Origin of the sequence: Kitasatospora sp. NBC_01300 (genome assembly GCF_041435235.1) — a bacterium.
Taxonomy (GTDB): Bacteria; Actinomycetota; Actinomycetes; order Streptomycetales; family Streptomycetaceae; genus Kitasatospora.
Genome location: NZ_CP108409.1, coordinates 535,339 through 553,584, shown reverse-complemented (window position 1 = coordinate 553,584; position 18,246 = coordinate 535,339). Strand labels below are relative to the sequence as shown.

16 protein-coding genes are annotated in these 18,246 nt (G+C 72.2%); 6 read left to right on the top strand and 10 right to left on the bottom strand.

Going from position 1 to position 18,246, the window contains the following annotated elements; translation table 11 throughout:
* The first annotated feature begins 195 nt into the window (after nucleotides 1-195).
* Nucleotides 196-1,386 (top strand): alpha/beta hydrolase, encoded by a 1,191-nt coding sequence (locus OG556_RS36125; RefSeq protein WP_331743914.1) that lies wholly within the window; start codon nucleotides 196-198, stop codon nucleotides 1,384-1,386.
* Nucleotides 1,387-1,452: 66 nt separating this feature from the next.
* Here the strand turns inward: OG556_RS36125 and OG556_RS36120 are convergent, their stop codons facing one another.
* The 3 genes from OG556_RS36120 to OG556_RS36110 form a co-directional block, all read right to left on the bottom strand.
* Nucleotides 1,453-2,688 (bottom strand): epoxide hydrolase, encoded by a 1,236-nt coding sequence (locus tag OG556_RS36120; protein ID WP_331743911.1) that lies wholly within the window; start codon nucleotides 2,686-2,688, stop codon nucleotides 1,453-1,455.
* A gap of 78 nt (nucleotides 2,689-2,766) precedes the next feature.
* Nucleotides 2,767-3,801, bottom strand: coding sequence for an SMI1/KNR4 family protein (locus tag OG556_RS36115; protein ID WP_331743908.1), 1,035 nt, complete (start codon nucleotides 3,799-3,801; stop codon nucleotides 2,767-2,769).
* Nucleotides 3,802-3,891: 90 nt separating this feature from the next.
* A complete protein-coding gene (locus tag OG556_RS36110) occupies nucleotides 3,892-4,770 on the bottom strand; it encodes an oxidoreductase (RefSeq protein WP_331743904.1) in 879 nt (292 codons plus the stop codon).
* Nucleotides 4,771-5,229: 459 nt separating this feature from the next.
* On the opposite strand from OG556_RS36110, the gene OG556_RS36105 reads away from it, so the two are divergent.
* Complete coding sequence (locus tag OG556_RS36105) at nucleotides 5,230-5,985, top strand: SDR family oxidoreductase (protein WP_331743901.1); 756 nt, start codon at nucleotides 5,230-5,232, stop codon at nucleotides 5,983-5,985.
* Between the two features lie 113 nt (nucleotides 5,986-6,098).
* On the opposite strand, the gene OG556_RS36100 is transcribed toward OG556_RS36105, so the two are convergent.
* The 3 genes from OG556_RS36100 to OG556_RS36090 all read right to left on the bottom strand — a co-directional run bounded on the left by OG556_RS36100 (nucleotide 6,099) and on the right by OG556_RS36090 (nucleotide 9,217).
* Complete coding sequence (locus tag OG556_RS36100; RefSeq protein ID WP_331743898.1) at nucleotides 6,099-6,962, bottom strand: PIG-L family deacetylase; 864 nt, start codon at nucleotides 6,960-6,962, stop codon at nucleotides 6,099-6,101.
* A gap of 116 nt (nucleotides 6,963-7,078) precedes the next feature.
* On the bottom strand, nucleotides 7,079-7,921 hold the full coding sequence (locus tag OG556_RS36095) for a hypothetical protein (protein ID WP_331743896.1): 843 nt from the start codon (nucleotides 7,919-7,921) through the stop codon (nucleotides 7,079-7,081).
* A gap of 204 nt (nucleotides 7,922-8,125) precedes the next feature.
* The gene (locus tag OG556_RS36090) at nucleotides 8,126-9,217 is read right to left on the bottom strand and encodes an Lrp/AsnC family transcriptional regulator (protein ID WP_331743893.1); all 1,092 of its coding nucleotides are present in this window, start codon (nucleotides 9,215-9,217) and stop codon (nucleotides 8,126-8,128) included.
* Nucleotides 9,218-9,393: 176 nt separating this feature from the next.
* Here OG556_RS36090 and OG556_RS36085 point away from each other — a divergent pair, with 176 nt between their 5' ends.
* Together OG556_RS36085 and OG556_RS36080 are read left to right on the top strand one after the other, a co-directional pair.
* A complete protein-coding gene (locus OG556_RS36085; RefSeq protein WP_331743891.1) occupies nucleotides 9,394-10,578 on the top strand; it encodes a M20 family metallopeptidase in 1,185 nt (394 codons plus the stop codon).
* A 33-nt stretch (nucleotides 10,579-10,611) separates the two neighbouring features.
* Entirely contained in the window at nucleotides 10,612-10,938 is a 327-nt protein-coding gene (locus OG556_RS36080) for a nuclear transport factor 2 family protein (RefSeq protein WP_331743888.1), read from the top strand.
* A gap of 76 nt (nucleotides 10,939-11,014) precedes the next feature.
* Here the strand turns inward: OG556_RS36080 and OG556_RS36075 are convergent, their stop codons facing one another.
* Nucleotides 11,015-11,701, bottom strand: a complete 687-nt coding sequence (locus OG556_RS36075; RefSeq protein ID WP_331743885.1) for a hypothetical protein — start codon at nucleotides 11,699-11,701, stop codon at nucleotides 11,015-11,017.
* A 284-nt stretch (nucleotides 11,702-11,985) separates the two neighbouring features.
* Between OG556_RS36075 and OG556_RS36070 the strand changes: the two genes are divergently transcribed.
* Nucleotides 11,986-13,734: a GDSL-type esterase/lipase family protein gene (locus OG556_RS36070; protein ID WP_331743882.1), complete on the top strand. Its 1,749-nt coding sequence runs from the start codon at nucleotides 11,986-11,988 to the stop codon at nucleotides 13,732-13,734.
* 41 nt (nucleotides 13,735-13,775) lie between these two features.
* On the opposite strand, the gene OG556_RS36065 is transcribed toward OG556_RS36070, so the two are convergent.
* Entirely contained in the window at nucleotides 13,776-14,699 is a 924-nt protein-coding gene (locus OG556_RS36065; protein WP_331743879.1) for a hypothetical protein, read from the bottom strand.
* Nucleotides 14,700-14,968: 269 nt separating this feature from the next.
* On the opposite strand from OG556_RS36065, the gene OG556_RS36060 reads away from it, so the two are divergent.
* Nucleotides 14,969-15,394: a hypothetical protein gene (locus OG556_RS36060; protein ID WP_331743876.1), complete on the top strand. Its 426-nt coding sequence runs from the start codon at nucleotides 14,969-14,971 to the stop codon at nucleotides 15,392-15,394.
* 386 nt (nucleotides 15,395-15,780) lie between these two features.
* On the opposite strand, the gene OG556_RS36055 is transcribed toward OG556_RS36060, so the two are convergent.
* Both OG556_RS36055 and OG556_RS36050 read right to left on the bottom strand, forming a co-directional pair.
* Nucleotides 15,781-17,133: a cytochrome P450 gene (locus OG556_RS36055; protein ID WP_331743873.1), complete on the bottom strand. Its 1,353-nt coding sequence runs from the start codon at nucleotides 17,131-17,133 to the stop codon at nucleotides 15,781-15,783.
* Complete coding sequence (locus OG556_RS36050; RefSeq protein ID WP_331743871.1) at nucleotides 17,133-18,128, bottom strand: hypothetical protein; 996 nt, start codon at nucleotides 18,126-18,128, stop codon at nucleotides 17,133-17,135. The genes OG556_RS36055 and OG556_RS36050 overlap by 1 nt, the downstream gene beginning before the upstream one ends.
* Between the last annotated feature and the right edge of the window lie 118 nt (nucleotides 18,129-18,246).

Here is an 18,246-nt window from a genome sequence, read left to right as displayed (position 1 = left end):
AGCCGTCGGCGGGCCGTTCCGTTTCGCACGGGGGACGCAACGGCCCGCCGCCTCGGCCTGTCCGGCGTGGTGCGCCGGCCCGTCCGCCTCCTCCGCTGGGATGCCCGGCCCTCCTCCGCTGGGATGCCTCATCTCCTTCCCTCTCCTCCCCTGAGTGGATGTCAACTACTGTGCCTGCGAACTAGCGTGGCCGACATGACCAGAATCCGTCGGGCTGCCCTGGCCGCCGCGCTCACGCTCGTCCTGCCGCTGCCGATCATCGGAGCGGGTACGGCGTTCGCCGCGCCCGGGCCCTCCGTCGCAGCTTCCTCCACTGCCTCGGACAGGTCCGGCGTCCGCCTGGAGCTGCCTCGCCCGACGGGTCCGCACGCGATCGGACGCAGCACCCTGCACCTCGTCGACCAGCACCGCCGGGATCCCTGGGTGCCGGCCGCGGGTGCCCGGGAACTGATGGTGTCGACGTACTACCCGGCCCGGCCCGGGACCGGCGGTCCGGCCCCCTATATGACCACCGAGGAGGCCCGGCTGCTGCTGCATCAGGAGGCTCAGGGCGGCGCCGCCGCGGCCGAGGCGCTCGGCGCCACCCGCACCTTCGCGCACGCCGACGCCCGGCCGGAGCACGGCAGGTTCCCCCTGCTGGTGCTCTCGCCAGGCCTCGGGCTGCCGCGCGCCACCCTCACCGGCCTCGCCGAGGACCTGGCCAGTCGCGGGTACGTCGTCGCGCTGGTCGACCACACCTACGAGTCCACCGGAGTGACCTTCCCCGACGGACGGACCCGCACCTGCGCCGTCTGCGACCAGACCCCCACCCTCGAGGCTCTGGAGGCGATAGCCCGGAGCCGTGCCACGGATCTCTCCTTCGTCGTCGACCAGTTGACCGACCGCCATTCACCCTGGCGGTACGCCGGCATGATCGACCCGAAGCGGATCGGCATGGCCGGGCACTCCATCGGGGGTGACGCCGCCGCCGCGACCATGGCTGTTGACGACCGGGTACGAGCCGGGGTGAACATGGACGGAACCTTCCTCGCGCCGGTCCCCGCCACCGGCCTCCAGGGCCGTCCCTTCCTCATGTTCGGCACCCTGGCCCACCACAGCCCGGGCGGCGCGGACACCAGCTGGGACCGCGACTGGGCGCGCCTGGACGGGTGGAAGCGGTGGCTGACCATCGCCGGCTCCGACCACTCCAGCTTCACCGACCTGCCCGTCCTCGCCGCACAGCTGGGCGTGACCGGCCCCGCCGTGCCGATCCCGGCACTGCGCGCGGAGGAGATCACCCGCGCCTACGTCGGGGCCTTCTTCGACCTGCACCTGCGCGGCATCCCGCAGCCGCTGCTCGACGGCCCGTCACCGGCCGACCCGGAGGTCGCCTTCCAGCACCCCTGATCCCGCCGTCGACCCCGCGCGGGGCAGCGTTCGTCCGGCCTGCCGACGGGCGAGCCCGCAGGTTGTTCAGGGCCTGCGGTCGTGGAAGGTGCGGCGCAGGTCGCTGACCCAGGCGCCGGGGTTCTCCCAGGGGATGAAGTGGCCGCCGTGGTCGTGGGCGCCGACGTTGACGTGGTTGAACCAGTCGGCCTGCGGGCCGGCCTTGAACGCCCGGACGCGTTCGTCGGCGGTGTGGATGCCGGGCGGGTTCTCGTACGTGACGAGGGTGAGGCCGACCGGGGCCTGTACGACCGGGGTGCGGTCGTGGGTGGGGGTCCAGGGGTAGCGGTTGGCGTTGGCGTAGTAACGCATCGATGTGGCAATGGAGTTGTTCACCCAGTAGATCGTGGCGTGGGTGAGCAGGTCGTCCTTGGTGAAGACGGATTCGAGGTCTCCGCCGTTGTCGCTCCAGGCGTTCCAGCGCTCAAGCAGCCAGGCGAGCAGTCCGGCGGGCGAGTCGCTCAGCCCGTGGGCCAGGGTGGCGCCGTCGAGCGTGTGCACGGCGAGGTGGGACGCGAAGCGGTGGTCCAGCTCGACGGTGCGGGCGCGGACGTCGGCGGGCTGGTCGTCGGTGAGGGGCCGGTTCCGGGCGAAGTCCCAGGCGCGGGGGCCGGTGAAGAAGTCGAGCGGCAGCCCGGAGCCGATGTGGATGCCGTACAGCTCGTCGGCGTACTTGTGGCCGAGCTGGCTGGAGACGATCCCGCCGATGTCGCAGCCCCCGGCGGCGTACTTCTGGTATCCCAGGGTCTCGGTCATCAGGGTGTGCCAGAGGTCGGAGACCTTCCAGAAGTTGACGTCCGGAAAGCCGGTGAGCGGGCCGGGGAAGCCGAAGCCGGGCAGGGACGGCACGATGACGTCGAACGCGTCGGCGGGGTCGCCGCCGAACGCGGCCGGGTCGGCGAGCGGGTCGATCACCTTCGACCAGTGCCAGAACGTCCACGGCCAGCCGTGGGTGAGGATCAACGGGATCGGGCGGGGGCCGCGGCCGGGCTTGCGCATGAAGTGCACCGGGACGCCGGCGACGCTCACCTGGTAGTGCTCGTGGGCGTTGATGGCGGCCTCGGCCTTGCGCCAGTCGTAGCCGTCCCGCCAGTAGGCGACCAGTTCACGGAGGTAGCCGGCCGGGACGCCGTAGGACCAGTCCTCGTTCCCCTCGTCCAGCGGGGGGCGGGTGAGTGCGAGACGGGTGCGCAGGTCGTCGAGGACCTCGTCGGGCACGTGGATCGGGGTGGGTTTCAGGGGAAAGGCGTGCGGGGCGGTCATGGCGTGGTTCCTTTCCGGTCCGGGGAGGAGGAAGCGGTGCCGCCGCCGGACGGGCATCGAGCAGCCCGGCGAATACGGCTACCCGCCCTGCCCGGCCGCAGTGGCGAGTCCGTCGAGCAGCGTGGTGACGGCGGCGCCGGTCAACCGGTAGCCGTCGGCGGTCTCGACGATCTGACCCGAGGCGATACGGGAGTTCCACCAGTCGTCGAGGAAGCCGGGGGCGTATCCGCCGGTGCAGAAGCCGTACTGCTCGGGCTCGAGGCCGAAGACGATCATGAGCTCGTAGTCCGGCTGCGCGTAGGAAGGCTCGTCCTGCGCAGGCGTCCTGAGGTACCGCTCGAAGGAGTCGACCCGGTTGAGGCTGCTGAACAGCCAGAACAGGTAGTCGTACATCAGCGTGGAGCGCGCGTCGGCGTGCAGGGCGAAGAATCCCTTGTCGTGCACGAGGGCCTCGGCGAGCGCCCGCATGCGCCGGTCCGCGTCGGGCAGAACGTCCGCGACCGAGCGGAAGGCGCGCAGCAGGACGGGGGAGAAGCTGCCGTCGCGCACTGCGGCCAGGGCGTCGAGCCGGTCCTGCTCGGTGGTGTCGTAGACGGACTCGTCGACCAGGCCCGTGACGAACGCCTCGAAGTTTTCCGCGACCGAGGTGATCTCGAAGTCGGCCTCCTGGCTGACGTGCACCACGGTCGGCTCGCCGCGCCTGCCGCACGCGCGGTAGTCGAGGGCGAGCATGTCGTGGCCGGCCGAGGGGGTGTCGGCGAAGTAGACGCCGATGTCGGGGTATTCCCACCTGTCGATCCAGAACCGGCTGCCGAACTCGCCGCCGAGCGATCGCGGACGGGTCCGCCCGATACCCCGGATTCCGGTGATCTCGATGTAGTCGTCGGCCCAGGAGGTGGCTTCGGGCATTGGAAAGCAGGTTCGGGCCGGGGTGCCGCCGTTGTGCGCGGTCATCAGCGCGACGTAGGAGTCGGGCAGACGGTATCCGCTGAGCTCCTCCTCCAACGACGCGACCAACTCCGGTGAGGGCGGGGCCTCCTCCACGTACTGCTCCAGCGCGTACGCCGAGTCGTCCCAGAACCCGCTGACGTCGAAGCCCTCGAAGTGTCCCACTGCGCCCTCCCACACCTACGCGTCCGGCGATTGTACGTTCGACGCCCGGCCCACTTCGCCTTGTCGCCTCTCGGTGGTCGAGGTTGAGAACTACCGCGATCCCGCCGAGCCGATGGTGTCGAGTTCGGCGACGGCGTCGGCGGGCAGGACGAGGTCGGCCGCGGCGATGTTCTCGCGCAGGTGGGCGACGGAGGAGGTGCCGGGGATCAGGACGGTGGTGGCCGAGCGCTGCAACAGCCAGGCCAGTGCGACCTGTTGCGGGGAGGCATCGAGACGGGCCGCGACATCGTTGAGCGTCTGGGACTGGAGCGGGCTGAACCCGCCCAGGGGGAAGAACGAGGCGAAGGCGATGTTCTGGTCCGCGCAGCGGTCCACGAGTGTGTCGTCCTGCCGGTTGGCCAGGTTGTAGAGGTTCTGCACGGTGACGACCGGGGCGATGGCCTGCGCCTCGGTGAGCTGGGCGTCGGAGACGCCGCTGATGCCCAGGTGGCGGATCAGCCCCTGACGGCGCAGGTCGGCCAAGGCACCGAACTGCTCGGCGATGGGCGCATCGGAGATGTTGTCCACCGAGTCCAGGCGCAGGTTGACGACGTCCATGGCCTCCAGGCCGAGGTGCCGGAGGTTGTCGTGGACCTGGGCCTTGAGGTCCGCGGGTTCCTGCGTGGGGATCCAGTCGCCGGTCTCGTTGCGGCGGGCGCCGACCTTGGTGACGATGTGCAGTCCGGCCGGGTAGGGGTGCAGGGCTTCCTTGATGAGTTCGTTGACGACGAACGGCCCGTAGTAGTCGCTGGTGTCGATGTGGGTGATGCCCAGCTCGACGGCTTCGCGCAGGACCGCCAGGGCCTGGTCGCGGTCCCTGGGGGGACCGAAGACGCCGGGGCCGGCCAGCTGCATGGCGCCATAGCCCATCCGGCTGAGGGCGAGGTCGGGGGCCAGGGTGAGGGTGCCGCCGGGAGCGCTGGTGGTCATGTCGTTCCTTTCGCCGGTTCCGCTGGGGCCGGGGACGACGAATCGGATGCTCGCGGACAGCCCGGCGTGCCTCCTAACTCTGGGGGAGCGGGGGTGGGCGGCGCAGTACCCCGGTGTTCCTGGGCGTGGCAGGGGGTGGCGGAGCTCGGCAGGGCGTGGCAGGGCGTGGCGGGGACACCCATCCGTGGGAGGCGTGGGCCCGGCGGCCCGATGTCACCCGTGCGGGCGATCGCCGCTCGGCGCGCGTCGGCTGTGGCCGGCCGGCCTCCGGGGGAGGCGTCACTCCGTATGAGCTGCGCTTTCCCGGCACCGGCGCCGGAACGAGGGAAAGCGGGCGGTCCTGCCGAGCGGAGCGCGATGGGCGTCGGTGGGCTACGAAGGGACGGAAGGAGCGTCCGGGCCGGCGGGCCTGCCCGACTTCCCCTCCCCTTCCCCCCGGCTCCTGATGAGGAGAGTTCCATGCCCGGCCACACGCTCAAGGACAAGGTCGTCGTCATCGGAGGCGCCTCGAAGAACCTCGGCAGCCTCATCGCCAAGGAGTGCGCCCGGGACGGCGCCAGGATCGTTGTGCACTACAACAGCGATTCCTCCCGCGACAAGGCCGAGCAGACGGCCGCCGACGTGAAGAAGCTCGGCGGCGACGCCGTCGTCCACCAGGGCGACCTGAGCAGGGTCGCCGAGGTGGAGACGCTCTTCGACGCCGCGGTGAGCGCCTTCGGCAAGGTCGATTGCATGGTCAACACGGCCGGCATGGTCATCAAGAAGCCCATGACGGAGACCACGGAGGAAGAGTTCGACAGGATGTTCGCCGTCAACACCAAGGCGGCGTACTTCATGATGCGCGAGGCGGCCAAACGCCTGGAGGACGGCGGGAAGATCGTCACCATCGTGACCTCGCTGCTGGCCGCCTACACCGGCCTGTACTCCGTCTACGCGGGCAGCAAGTCACCCGTCGAGCACTTCACCCGCGCCCTGTCCAGGGAACTGTTCGGCCGCAACATCTCCGTCAACAACGTCGCGCCCGGCCCGATGGACACCTCGTTCTTCTACCCGGCCGAGACCGACGACTCCGTCGCCTACCACAAGTCGTCCTCCATGAACGGGGAGCTCACCAGCATCGAGGACATCGCCCCGCTGGTGAAGTTCCTGCTCACCGACGGCTGGTGGATCAACGGGCAGACCGTGTTCGCCAATGGCGGCTACACCACCCGCTGATCCGTCAGGACCCTCGCCGACTGCCCTCGAACGATGCAGGCCACGCCCTTCCGGGCGTGGCCTGCGTCGTTCGGTCCGAGGCCCCGGGCCTGCCCGGCGGCGCACCCTGCGGCTCAGCGCAGGCCGGTGAACAGGTCCTTCTCGGGCAGCGCCGCGCCGGTGGTGTCGTGGACCCGGACGAAGGTCTCCACGCCCATCAGTTCGGTGAACCGCTCGCGGCCCATCTTCAGGAAGAAGATGTTCTCGCCCTGGCTGGCGTGCGCGAGCAGCGCGTCGTACTTCTGCCCGCCGAAGGCGGTGGCGTCCACCCAGGTGGTGATCTCCTCGTCGGGCAGCCCGATCGGGGGCAGCTCCACGGCCTCCCCGGTGGGCTCCGGGTTGTCCCCGTCGCCCCCTTCGCCCCCGTCGTTCCCGTCGGCGCCGAACTCGCGCATGAGCTCGCCGAAGCGCTGCATCATCGAGAGCGGCGCCGTGGTCCAGTACACCTTGGGCGTCAGGGCGGCCTGGGTGAGGGCGGCCATGGTGATGCGGTTGGCCTGGATGTGGTCGGGGTGGCCGTAGAAGCCGTTCTCGTCGTAGGTCACGACGACGTCGGGCCGGTAGTGGAGCATCAGGTCGGCGAGCCGGGCGGCGCCGTCGGCGACGGGGGTGCTCCAGAACGATCCCGGGGCGTCGTTGGCGGGCCAGCCCATCATCCCCGAGTCGCCGTAGTTGAGCAGTTCGAGGTGGTCGACCCCGAGGATCCGGCAGCTGGCTTCGAGTTCCTGGCGGCGCAGTTCGGCGACGGCGGCGGGGTCGTGGCCCTCCTCGCCCGGCTTGGCGCCGCCGGGGCCGTCGCCGCAGGCGCCGTCGGTACAGGTGACGAGGACGGTGCGGATGCCCTCGGCGGCGTAGCGGGCGAGGACGCCGCCGGTCGAGGTGGCCTCGTCGTCGGGGTGGGCGTGCACTGCCATCAGCGTCAGGGGCCGGTCGGCCATGGGTGTCGTCCTCCGGTCGGTCGGGTGGTTCGTCTCCCAGTCTGCGGCAGCGCCTCGGGCGGCTCGGCCCCGGGGTGTGGTCGAGGCCTTCGGGCAGGTCGGCGGGGGTGGTGCCGTCAGCCTCCGGCGCAGCCGCCGTTGCGGCAGTCGCGCCAGGGGCCCCAGGCGCCGCCCGGGGCCTGCTCGGAGATCTCGGCGGACAAGGAGGGGCCGTTCCACATGTGGGCGACCGCCGTCAGCCTCCCGTCGGCCGACTCGGTGACGGAGGAGGGGGTGGCCACCGCCTCCGACAGCGGACCGGTGCCCAGGTTGGTCCAGGAGCCCCAGACGCCGGGGGTGTTCTGCTCGTTGACGTACAACTGCGGGCTGACCGAGCCCTGGTAGACCTCGAAGAAGGCCAGCGTGCCGTTCGCCCGTTGGAAGGCCACCGGCGCCCCGAAGAACCTCGGCACCAGCCCACCAGTGGGGCCGAAGGGCTCGGGCGCCGACCACGGCCCGTCCGGGCCCGCCTGGTGCATCCGTACCAGGACCGACGACTGGTACCCGATGGTGAACACCTCCAGGGCGCCGTCGGCGTCCGCGGCGGCGGTGAGCACCTGGTTCCGGGAGCTGAGGCTCATGTCGTTGACCTGGCTCCAGGCTCCGAACGTGCCGCCGGGGGCGGACTGCGTCTGGTACCAGATGGTCCCGCCGGTGCCGTCGGCGGTCGAGAAGACCGAGAACCGTGCCTGGGTGCGGTCGGGACGGGTGACCGTGGTGGACTGCCCCTCGGTGCCCGGGGGCGTGGTGGTGTCCCGGGGCCGGTCCGCCGTCGACGACACGGCCGCCGGTGCCTGTACCGGGGCCTGGGCCCGTGTCTGGGCCTGGGCCTGGGCGGACGGTGCGAGGAGGCCGACTGTGCCGATGAGTGCGGCGCAGACGGCCGCCGCCACGGTGCATCGCCGTGCGCTCTCGGGCATGGCTGGTCCCTGCCTTCCGATCGGTCTGCGGGGCCCGGCCGGGCAGTGACGCGGGCCGTCGGCCATCCTGCCCGCCGGGGCGACCGGTACGGGCGCCTACGCCCGGAAATGGCCGGAACACACGGGCGGGCCGCCGGGCCTGCGCGAGGCGGCCCGCAGCTCCTGGCGGCGGAGCGTTGAAGCAGGGGCTTACCTGAATGGTCGTCAGGAGACCGGGATCGGGTCCTGCCAGATGTCCAGCGGAACGGCGCGGACCGCGCGGCCGTCCGCGTCGAGGATCCGACCCATCCGCTTCACGGTGCGCAGCGACACGCGGCGCTCGGCCACCCGCAGGTCGGGGAACCTGCGGGCGAGAGCGGTTTCCAGCCGCTGGACGTCGGCGAGGGAGCGCTGCCAGACGGAGAGCAGGAGGTTGTGCGGGCCGGTGACGGACACGCACAGCCGGACCTCGGGGAGTCGGGCGAGCTGGGGGCCGACCTCGTCGAGCCGGTCCGGGGGCAGGTCGGCCCGGAAGGTCGCCAGGATCGGCCGGCCGGCGTCGCGGGCGGCGATCTCGCAGCGGAAGCGGATCGCGTCGGAGGCGGCCAGCCGGTCGAGGCGCCGGCGCAGCGTGGACGGGCTGAGCCCGGTGGCGGCGGCCAGCTCGGCTTGGCCGAGGCGGCCGTCGACGCCCAGCCTGAGGAGCAACTCCCGGTCTTCTTCGCGTACTTCAGCTCGTACGCCGGACGGCGTCCCGTAGCCTGCCGGGTGGTCGTCGTGCAGTTCCACGCGCTGGGCCGGGTCCAGCGAATCCAGTCGCCAGCGGATCCCCTCGGCGTAGAAGCCGGTCGCCAGGTGGACGCGGACGGCGTCGACCCCGGGGAGTCGGCCGAGCCGTTCGGCGGTGTACCGGGAGACCATCGCCAGGTCGGTGAAGGCCACGGTGACGGCGAGGTCGCAGCCCTGGGCGAGGTGTTCGATGCTCATCACGTGCGGGTCCTCGGCCAGTTCGTCGGCGATCTGCCGGAGCAGGCCGGGAGCGCAGTCGAGGTCGAGGTAGGCGACGCACCCGCGGTCCTCGGGGTGCGGCAGGCCGTAGGCGGTCACCCAGGCGATCCCGGCCCGGGAGAGCCGGTGCCAGCGGCGGGCGGCGGTGACCGGGCTGATCCCGAGGGTCTGGCCGAGCAGCGACCAGGGTGCGCGGGGCCGCAGCTGCAGCGCGTTCACCAGGGCGAGGTCCAGCTCGTCCACCGTCACCTCGGCGCCGGTCGCCTCGGTGTTGGTCGCCTTGGTGTCGGTCACATCGGTGTCGGTCACCTCGGCCCCGATCGCCGTCGGCTGCCGGTGGATTCGTTCATCGAAGGGCCTCCTGGTGGCGTGATCCTGCGAAATCGCGGGCAGATCCCGCCGCGAGACCCAGAATCACGGAACAAGATCGCTCTGCACAAGTTCCCGACAAGGTCCCGCCACGCGCGGGATCGACGGAGGTGCCCGTGTCCCTGCACGACGACGCTCTCGCCCTGGCCCCGGACCTGGTCCGGCTGCGCCACGACCTGCACCGGTTCCCCGAGTTGGGCCTGGCCCTGCCGCGCACCCAGGAACGGGTGCTGCGGGCCCTGGACGGACTGCCGCTGGAGGTGAGCCAGGGCTCCGCGCTGAGCTCGGTCACCGCGGTGCTGCGCGGCGGCCGACCGGGGCCGGCAGTGCTGCTGCGCGGAGACATGGACGGCCTGCCGGTCGCCGAGAAGGCCCCGCTGCCGTTCGCCGCCGACAACGGCGCCATGCACGCCTGCGGACACGACCTGCACACCACCATGCTCGCGGGTGCCGCACACCTGCTGGCCGCACGGCGGGAACAGCTCCACGGCGACGTGGTCTTCATGTTCCAGCCGGGCGAGGAGGGGTGGGACGGAGCCGGGGCCATGCTGGCCGAGGGCGTGCTCGACGCGGCAGGCAGGCGCCCGGTCGCCGCCTACGCCCTGCACGTGTCGTCGGTGATGCGGCACGGGGAGTTCAGCTCCCGGCGCGGGCCGATCATGGCCGCTTCCACCGCGCTGAACGTCACCGTCCACGGCGCGGGCGGCCACGGTTCGGTACCGCACCGGGCCAAGGACCCCATTCCGGCGGCCTGCGAGATGGTCACCGCCCTGCAGACCATGGTGACCCGCCGCTTCGACGTGTTCGATCCGGTGGTGGTCACCGTCGGGCTGATCCGGGCCGGCACCCAGCGCAACATCATCCCCGAGACCGCCTACTTCGAGGCGACCGTGCGCACCTTCTCCGCCGAGGCGCAGTCCAAGGCCGCCGACACCACGGTGGAGCTGGTCAGGGCCATCGCGGCCGCCCACGGCCTGCGGGCCGAGGTCGAGTTCCTTCCCCAGTACCCGGTGACCGTGACCGACGGGGCCGAGACCGACTTCCTGGCGGACACCGTCCGGGAGGCCTTCGGCGAGGAGCGCTTCCAGCCGATGCCGAACCCGATGACCGGGTCGGAGGACTTCTCCCGGGTCCTGGACGCCGTGCCGGGATCGCTCGTGTGGCTCGGCGCCGCCCCGAAGGGGACCGACCCCGACGACCTGCCGGTCAACCACTCGCCCTACGCGGAGTTCGACGACGCGGTGCTCCCCGACGGGGCCGCGCTCTACGCCGAACTCGCCACCCGCCGCCTCGCAGTCTGAACCCGTACCGCCAAGGAAGGAACGATCAAGCACATGACCGAACCGCGCGACGTGGTCGAGCAGCAGCTCGCCGCCTACAACAGCCACGACATCGACGCCTTCGTCGCCACCTACGCCGAGGACATCACGATCCACCGGGCCGACGGCACCCGACTCCAGGGCCGGCAGGCGCTGCGCGACAGGTACGCCGGACAGTTCGCCAAGGGCCGCTGCCGCGCCGAGATCGTGGGGCGGCTCAGCGAGGGCGACTGGGTGGTCGACCACGAAGTCGCCCACGGCCTGGCCGACGAGCCGGTCCGCGTCCTGGTGGCCTACCGGGTGCGCGAAGGCCTCATAGACCGCGTCGACTTCCTGGGCTGAACCGGCGCAACAGCGCAGGCCGCCGTCGTACGGCCGGTCCGTGCCCCACCGGTCCGCGCCGGCCGGTGAACGGCCGTCAGAGGCCGGGGACGGCGTCCTTCGCGACCGTGTGCCAGTTGGTGACGATCGGCTTGTCGACCGGCGTGGTGCCGACGGCGATGCTGACCGGGTTGGGGTCGGCGTTGCCGATGGCCACGATGACGTCGGTGAACTGGATCGACTGGTTGGTGTTGGTGGTCTTCGTCATGATGCCCGCGTACGCGACCTTGGCGCCGCTCAGGGTGATCGGTTCGCCGATGGACTGCTCGGCGTTGGCGGCCTCGATGCCGCGCGAGCCGAACGCGATGGTGGGGTGGGTCGCGGGGAGCGTGCAGGTGATGCCCGGCTTGGCCTTGGCCGCGATCAGCAGGTAGCCGCCGGCCTGGGATTCGGCCTTGGCGGTCAGGGCCAGGTCGTTGGCGCCGCAGGCCTGGCCGTAGCCGCTCTTGTCGGCGGCGGGGGAGGAGGCCGCGTCGGGCGACTTCGGCGTGGAGGACGACTTCGGGGTGGCGGGCGTCGTGGGCGCGGCGGCGGCCTTCGTCGGCGAGGCCCCGGCGGGTGCGGCCCCGGTGGGTGCGCTCGCGGCCCCGGTGGTCGCGGCGGCGGTGGCCGCGGGACTGGCGGCGGTGGAGCCCGTGTCGCTATTGTCCGGCCCGCAGGCCGTCGCGGTGGCGGCGAGCGCCGCGACGGCGGCGGCGGTGAGGGCGAGGCGGCGCGTGCGCATGAGGTCTCCCGATGTCGTTCGGCCGGTGAGGTTCACCGGGTGTGATCACCGTAGGCGAGGGTCGTTCACAGGCAGGTGCGGGAAGTATCCCGATCCTGTCCCAGAAGCCGATGGGCTTCGTCCGTCGGACAGTTGACGGCTCGCCCGCACAGGGCCGGAGTGTGCCGGCGGTTCCTTCGGCGGTGTCTGCCCGCTGGTCTGCCCCTGCGCCTCTGGGGCCGCACCGATCCTGCTCGGTACGGTGCTGTGACGAGAGGCCCGACCAGGAAGAAGGGGACGTACAGGTGGACTTGACCCCCGACAGGAGCGACCGGGCCTTACGGGGCTCCGCTCTCTTCGGCAGCCCGTGGGGCGGGCGCCTGCGCCGCCGGTTCGCGGTGTGCGCCGCGGCGCTCGCGCTCGCCGCCGCCTCCCTCACCCTCGCCGGGCCGGTGGCCGCGCCCGCGTACGCCGTCCCCGCGACGAACGGGGCGGTGGGCCAGTTGAACATGCGAGGCCAGAGCGACTGGACCGACGGCCAGCGGGAGTCGCACCGGCACACCGTCGTCATGGACATCCAGCCCCAGAAGAAGGTCACGGAATCCACACTGGGCGACGACGACCTGGAGAACCGTGATCCCCCCGGCCGTCAGGACATCGGCAACGTCCTCGTTGTCGGCGACTCGATCAGCAACGGGTACGAGGGCAACTACACCTGGCGGCAACGGCTCTGGGACTGGACCCGGGACGAGGGCGTGAAGGCCACCTTCGTCGGACCACTCACCGGGACTCACGTGGCGGACGAACCGCATGCCCCCGAACCGCCCCCGGCCGCCACGCCCCCGAGTGACCAGGAGCCCGACCCCGCCAGGTTCGCGGGCCTCTACGCCGCGGGCACGCCCGCGGAGTTCCTCGCCACCGGAGCACGCCACTACGCGATGTGGGGCCGCCGGCTGGGGCAGAGCACCAACACCATCACCTCGGTCATGAAGCAGCTCAAGGAGCACCAGGAACTCCCCGACGTCGTCCTGGTCGAACTCGGGTTCAACGACATCGGGTGGCTCGGCGCGGGCCCCGGCCTCGTCCCCACGATGAGGCAGTTCATCGACAACGTCCGGGCCGTCAACCCGAACGCACGCATCGTCGTGGGCAACGTCCCCCAGCGCACCACCCTGGGCAGCGCCAACCCGCAACTGCCGCAGCGCACCACCGACTACAACAACGCCCTGGCCGCGGCGCTGCCCACCTGGAGCACCGCCACCTCCCCGGTCGCGCTGGCCGACATCGACGCCGCCTACGGCTGCAACCCCGCCGCCACCACCTGCGAGTCGACGTACGACGGGCTGCACCCCAACGCCATGGGCGAGTACCGCATCGCCCGCGCCTTCGGCAGCACCTTGCACCGCGCGTTCGGCATCGGCGACGAGGAGCCCAGGGACCAGGTGGCCGTGCCGCCGTTCAGCATCGTCACCCCCGCCGACCTGCAGTTCGACGGCACCCAGCAAGGAGTGACCGTCACCTGGCCGAAGATCCTCGGCGCGCACTCCTACGACGTCGAGTGGCGCGACACCACCGGCGACCCCGACGCCGCCTGGCAGCCGGCCGGCCCCGTCCCCGCCAACCGGTTCGACCTCTCCTGGCAGTTCACCGGCCAGCCCTACGAAGGCCACACCTACCAGGTGCGCGTACGGGCCGTCGCCGGTGACACCGACGACCGGAAGTCCGGCTGGTCGCAGGCCGTCAGCGGCACCGCCCACCCCACCACCGCCGCGCCGCCCGAAACGGTCACCGTGACACCCGGCGCCGGCGCCGTCGACGTCACCTGGACCCCGGCCACGGGCCCCCACAGCGACACCATCACCCGCTACGCGCTGTGGGTGTACGACCAGGACACGCCTCTCGTGTGGCCCATCATCCGCGGCTACGACCCCTCCACCCACTCCGCCCGCGTGGAAGGGCTCACCCCCGGGCACCACTACGTCGCCTTCGTCTGCACCTGGAACGCGGCGGGGGAGGGGAAGCCCCGCATCCCCGACGCCGTGGTCGTCCGGTAGCCGCACACCGCACGGGAGGTGTCTTCGGGCGCCCTGCAGCCTCAGACACCGTCCTTGTGGCCGTTCGCCGCGAGCAGCTGCTCCATGCTCCTGTGGGCGGGGGCGGCCTCGGTGTTGCTGTCGTCGTGGAACAGCCTGAGGTACTGGACGAGGGCGCTCACGCACTTGTCCCGCCCGTCGTACTCCGCGTTGTCGACAAGTCGGCAGTCCTCCGAGACCTCCCTCATCTGCCCGCCGGGAGCGGTGTACACGGGGTGCCAGATCAGCTTCACGTCCGGGTTCAGCCGCTGGACCAGCCGCAGTTCCGGGACCTCCAGCCTGATCAGGATGCTCTCCGGAGCGTAGGCCCGGACGAAGATGTGCACGGGGCCGGTCGCGCGGGACACGAAGGCCTTGGACAGGACGCTCCACATCGGCCCCGTCAGCTTCCAGTCCGGGTGCAGCTCCAGGACGTTGAGCACGCCGCCGATCCGGGTCCGCCCCAGCGGCGTGTGGCCTTTCGCGTACGCGTAGTCGCTGGTCTCGATGCCGCCCGCCCACAGGGCCATGGTGGGCGTCTCGATCTCCAGGTGCTCGGCGATGAGCTTGACGAACTCCTGGTACCAGGAGTTCGACGCCCGGAGCTCGCGCTGCTCCTGGCGGTCCTTCGTCTTCGCCACGGCCTCGTCGTTCAGCGCGCCCTGCGAGTCGACCCCGCCGAGCAGCAGCTGCCAGGCGGCGTCGGCCTGGGGCTGCGGAATGCCCGCGGCCTCCGTCAGCTCCTGGTACGGCCCCCACTCGGGGTGCTCGGTGGGCCTCGTGGCGTAGTGCTCGTCCAGGCCGCCCTTCTGGCGCTGTACCTGGCGTGTCACCGCGGCGTTGCCCACCTGCCGCTGGAGCGCGGCCAGGCCCGTGAGGCGTGCCCCGTGCCCGGCGGCGGCTGGCGCCGCCGTCTGCCGCTCCACGGCTCTCCGTGTCTCGCGCACGCCCTCCCCGTCCTTCCGGCCGCCCCCCGCCGAGTCTAGGGGTGGCGGGGCGGCGGGACGAGGGCCGAAAGGGCAGACCCGGGGCCGTGCGCACCCCCTCCGCGCTGTCGGGGGCCGCCGGTGGCCGCCTGTGCCGCGCGCCTGGACGACGCCGGGCCGCGTCATAACCCGGTCGGGGCGGCGGCTGCTCCCGATAATCGGTGAGGCGCAACCGGGCGCCCACGCAGGGCGCAGCCCCCGGGCGGGGGAGTTCCAGAGGAGGTCAGTCCATGAGCAGGACGAAGAGGACCGGGACGACGACGCGGGGCGGCCGGGCCGCCGTGATCGGTGCGCTGGGCCTGGCCTCGGTGGCCCTGGCCGCCGGGCCGGCGTTCGCCAAGGGCGACGTGGAGGTCACGGCTCCGCACACGGCGCGGGTCGGCACGACCTTCACGGTCACGGGGCACGGGGACGACGACGGTGCCGCCTACCTCCAGGTGTGCCTGGAGGGCCGCAGCAGCGGTTCGACGTGGGCCCGGATCATCTGCGGCACCGTGGTCGAGACGGGCACCGAGGCGGAGGCCACCGCGCACGTCAAGGCCGCACACAGCGGCGTCCTGGAGTACCGCGCGGCGCTGTTCGGCCTGACCGGCCCGGACGACCGCCACCCCGTTCGCGAACGGACCTCCGAGCCGGTGACGGTGGAGGTCCGCTGAGTCCGGCGGCCGAGCGGCCACTTGGGCCGCACCTGGTCCAGGACCGCCCAACTGCTCCGCCCCGGCGCGGAAGCGGTCGAGGTGAAGTGCGGTCGCCGCTCGGGATTCGGCAGGCCGGAGGGCGCGGCTGCCGGGGGGCGGAACGATCCGGATCGTCAGCGGGTAGGTGAGTGCTCGTAGCCGTCGAGGATGGACGGATCCTGCAGCGCGGTCCGTAGTTCCTCGCGGTCGCCCGGATCGGTGCCGGCTCGGGCACGCAGGTCCAGCAGGTGCTCCTGGTGCGCGGGAGGCGGCGACTGCGAGTGTGTGGGCCAGCAGGAGGGGGCGAGCCGGCTCGATGCCCTCGCGGCGGCGTTCTCGTGCTCCCGTGTTGCGCGACCCCCTGCTCATCGCGGTTCGGCGATGAGCAGCGGGCCGCGCGGGCGGATGGTGGCGGCGGTGGCGCTCTCCCGGAGGGGGGTGGCGGTGGCGGGCCTGAGCCGCAGGCGGGCGAGGACGGCTGCGGCGACGACGAGCATCTCGGTCCAGGCGAAGGACTCGCCGACGCACTTGTGCCGGCCCGCGCCGAAGGGGATGAACAACCTGGGCGGGGTGCGGTCCGCGGGGTGGCGCCAGCGGTCGGGGTCGAATCTCAACGGGTCGGGGTGGAGCTTCGGGGAGCGGTGCAGCGCGGTCGGGCTGAAGAGGATCTCCGTCCCCGGGGGCAGGAGGACGCCGCCGTACCGGAGCGGTGCCACTGCCCGGCGCATCAGGATCCAGTTGGGGGTGTGGAGGCGGAGGGTCTCGCTGAGCGCGTGCCCCGTGCGTTCCAGGCGCGGTAGGTCGCCAGGGGACACGGCGCCGTCGGTGGCGACGGCGCGCACCTCCTCGCTCAGCTCGTTCTGCAGATCCTGGTGCCGGGCGAGTTCGTGGAAGAACCAGGAGAGCGTGGTGCCGGTCGTCTCGGTGCCGGCCAGGAGCAGCGAGACCGCCTCGTCCCGGACCTGGGCCGGTGCCATGGCGAGGCCGGTCTCCTTGTCGCGGGTGGTCAGCAGCAGGGACAGCAGCGTGCCGTCCGGGGTCTGCTGCGGGGCGGCGGCCTGGGCGATGATCTCGTCCACGACGGTGCGCAGGTCCCGGACGGCCGTGTCGAAGCGCCGGTTGGCCGGTACGGGCAGCTTTTCCAGCAGCGGTGACGGGTAGAGGGCTCGCTGGACGAATCCGGTGAGGACCACGGGCACGGCCCGGTCGATCCGGGCCTTCTGGGCGTGGCTCAGGCGGGTGGCGAACAGTGCCTCGACCACGATGTCCCGGGCGAGTCGGTGCATCCGAGGCTCGATCGGCGCGGCTTGCCCGGGTTCCCAGCGGGTCACCGCCGCCGCTGCCACGCGTGCGGTCAGGGCGGCGTACCGGTGGATGCTGTCGCGATGGAAGGCCGGTTGGACCAGGCGTCGCTGGCGGAGGTGGAACGCGCCCTCGGCGGTGAACAGGCCGTTGCCCAGCAGGCCGCGGGCCTTGTCGAAGACGAAGCCCTTCTCGGTCTTCGCGGCGTCCCGAACGAGCAGTTGGTGGACCAGCTCGGGATCGGTGAGGACGTGGACCGGCCTGCGCCACAGGTGGATCCGCACCACCGGGCCGTGGTCGGCGAGCGACTGGAGGAAGGGCACGGGGCGGGTGAGCAGCGGGAGCAGGTGCCCGAGCAGCGGCAGGTGGCCCGGCGCGCACGGCGCGGTGCCGGGCGGGGTGTCCTCCTCGCGCATCAGTGCCCCGCCGCGGGGGCCGGCACGTCGAACCGGGAGGTGTGGCGGGACCAGTCGATGTGTCCGCGCAGCCACAGTCCGAGGCTGCGGGCGTACGTCGAGGCCGCGTCGCTGCCGTCCGTGTGGATGGTTCGGCTCAGCTCGATGAACGCGCGCATCTCGGCGTCACGCATGGCGACGGCCGACCGTCGGGCTTCGGCCGGAGAGCACTGGTGGTGGCGGGCGAGGACCTCGACCAGGTTGTGGCGGCCCTGGCCGCCCGCGGTCTCCTTGGCGTGGGAGTACAGGTCGTTGTCCCAACTCACCAGGTTCGCCGTGAGGTCCCTGAGCCTGCGCAGCGAAGGCCCGTCCGCCTCCGCGGCCGGGACTTCGTAGCCGGCGGCGATGTCGACCAGGGCGAGGCAGGTGTACGTCGCCCCGGCGTGCCTGCGCATGGCGGCGTACTCGGACGGGCCCGGTACGGTGCCCGCCTCGCGGTTGGCGGCCTCCCACACCTGGGCGGAGAGGTAGTCGCGGACCGTGCACTCCCACCGGAACAGCTGTGACGGCGAGGCCTGTGCGGCGACCCGGTCCCGGATCTCCCGCAGGGCCACCGCGTAGGCGCCGGCCGGTCCGGGCACCTCGTCGCCGGGCGGCTCGGGGTCGATCACCCGGGCGAGGAGAGCGGTCGTGCGGGCCAACGGCCCGGGGCGGTCGCCGCGTTCGCGGTCCTCGCAGTACCCGTCGTCGAAGGCGAAGAGCCACACGTACCAGTCGGACAGCAGGCGCAGCATCTCGGCGGGGACTTCCGGGTTGGTCCGGGCGGCCAGGTGGCCGCTGCGCTGGCGTCCGATCCGGTCGGACTGCCGGAGCCGCCCGTCCAGCAGCCGGTGGCGCGCCAACCAGTCCAGGCTCTGCCGGTCGGCCTGTTCGGCGTGGGGGTTCGTCAGGGAGGGGAAGGGGCACCACAAGGCGTCCGGGGTGCCGTGTGGTTGCCCGTCGCGGAGATCGGTCATCGTCGTGCCGGCCTTCGTCTGGTGTGGGGTCGCGGCCGGCCTCCGTGCCCCGCGACGATCGCGTGGGGTCGTCCGGCCTGCCTGGGAGGCCGAAACTAGCCCGGCGCGGGGCGGAGGG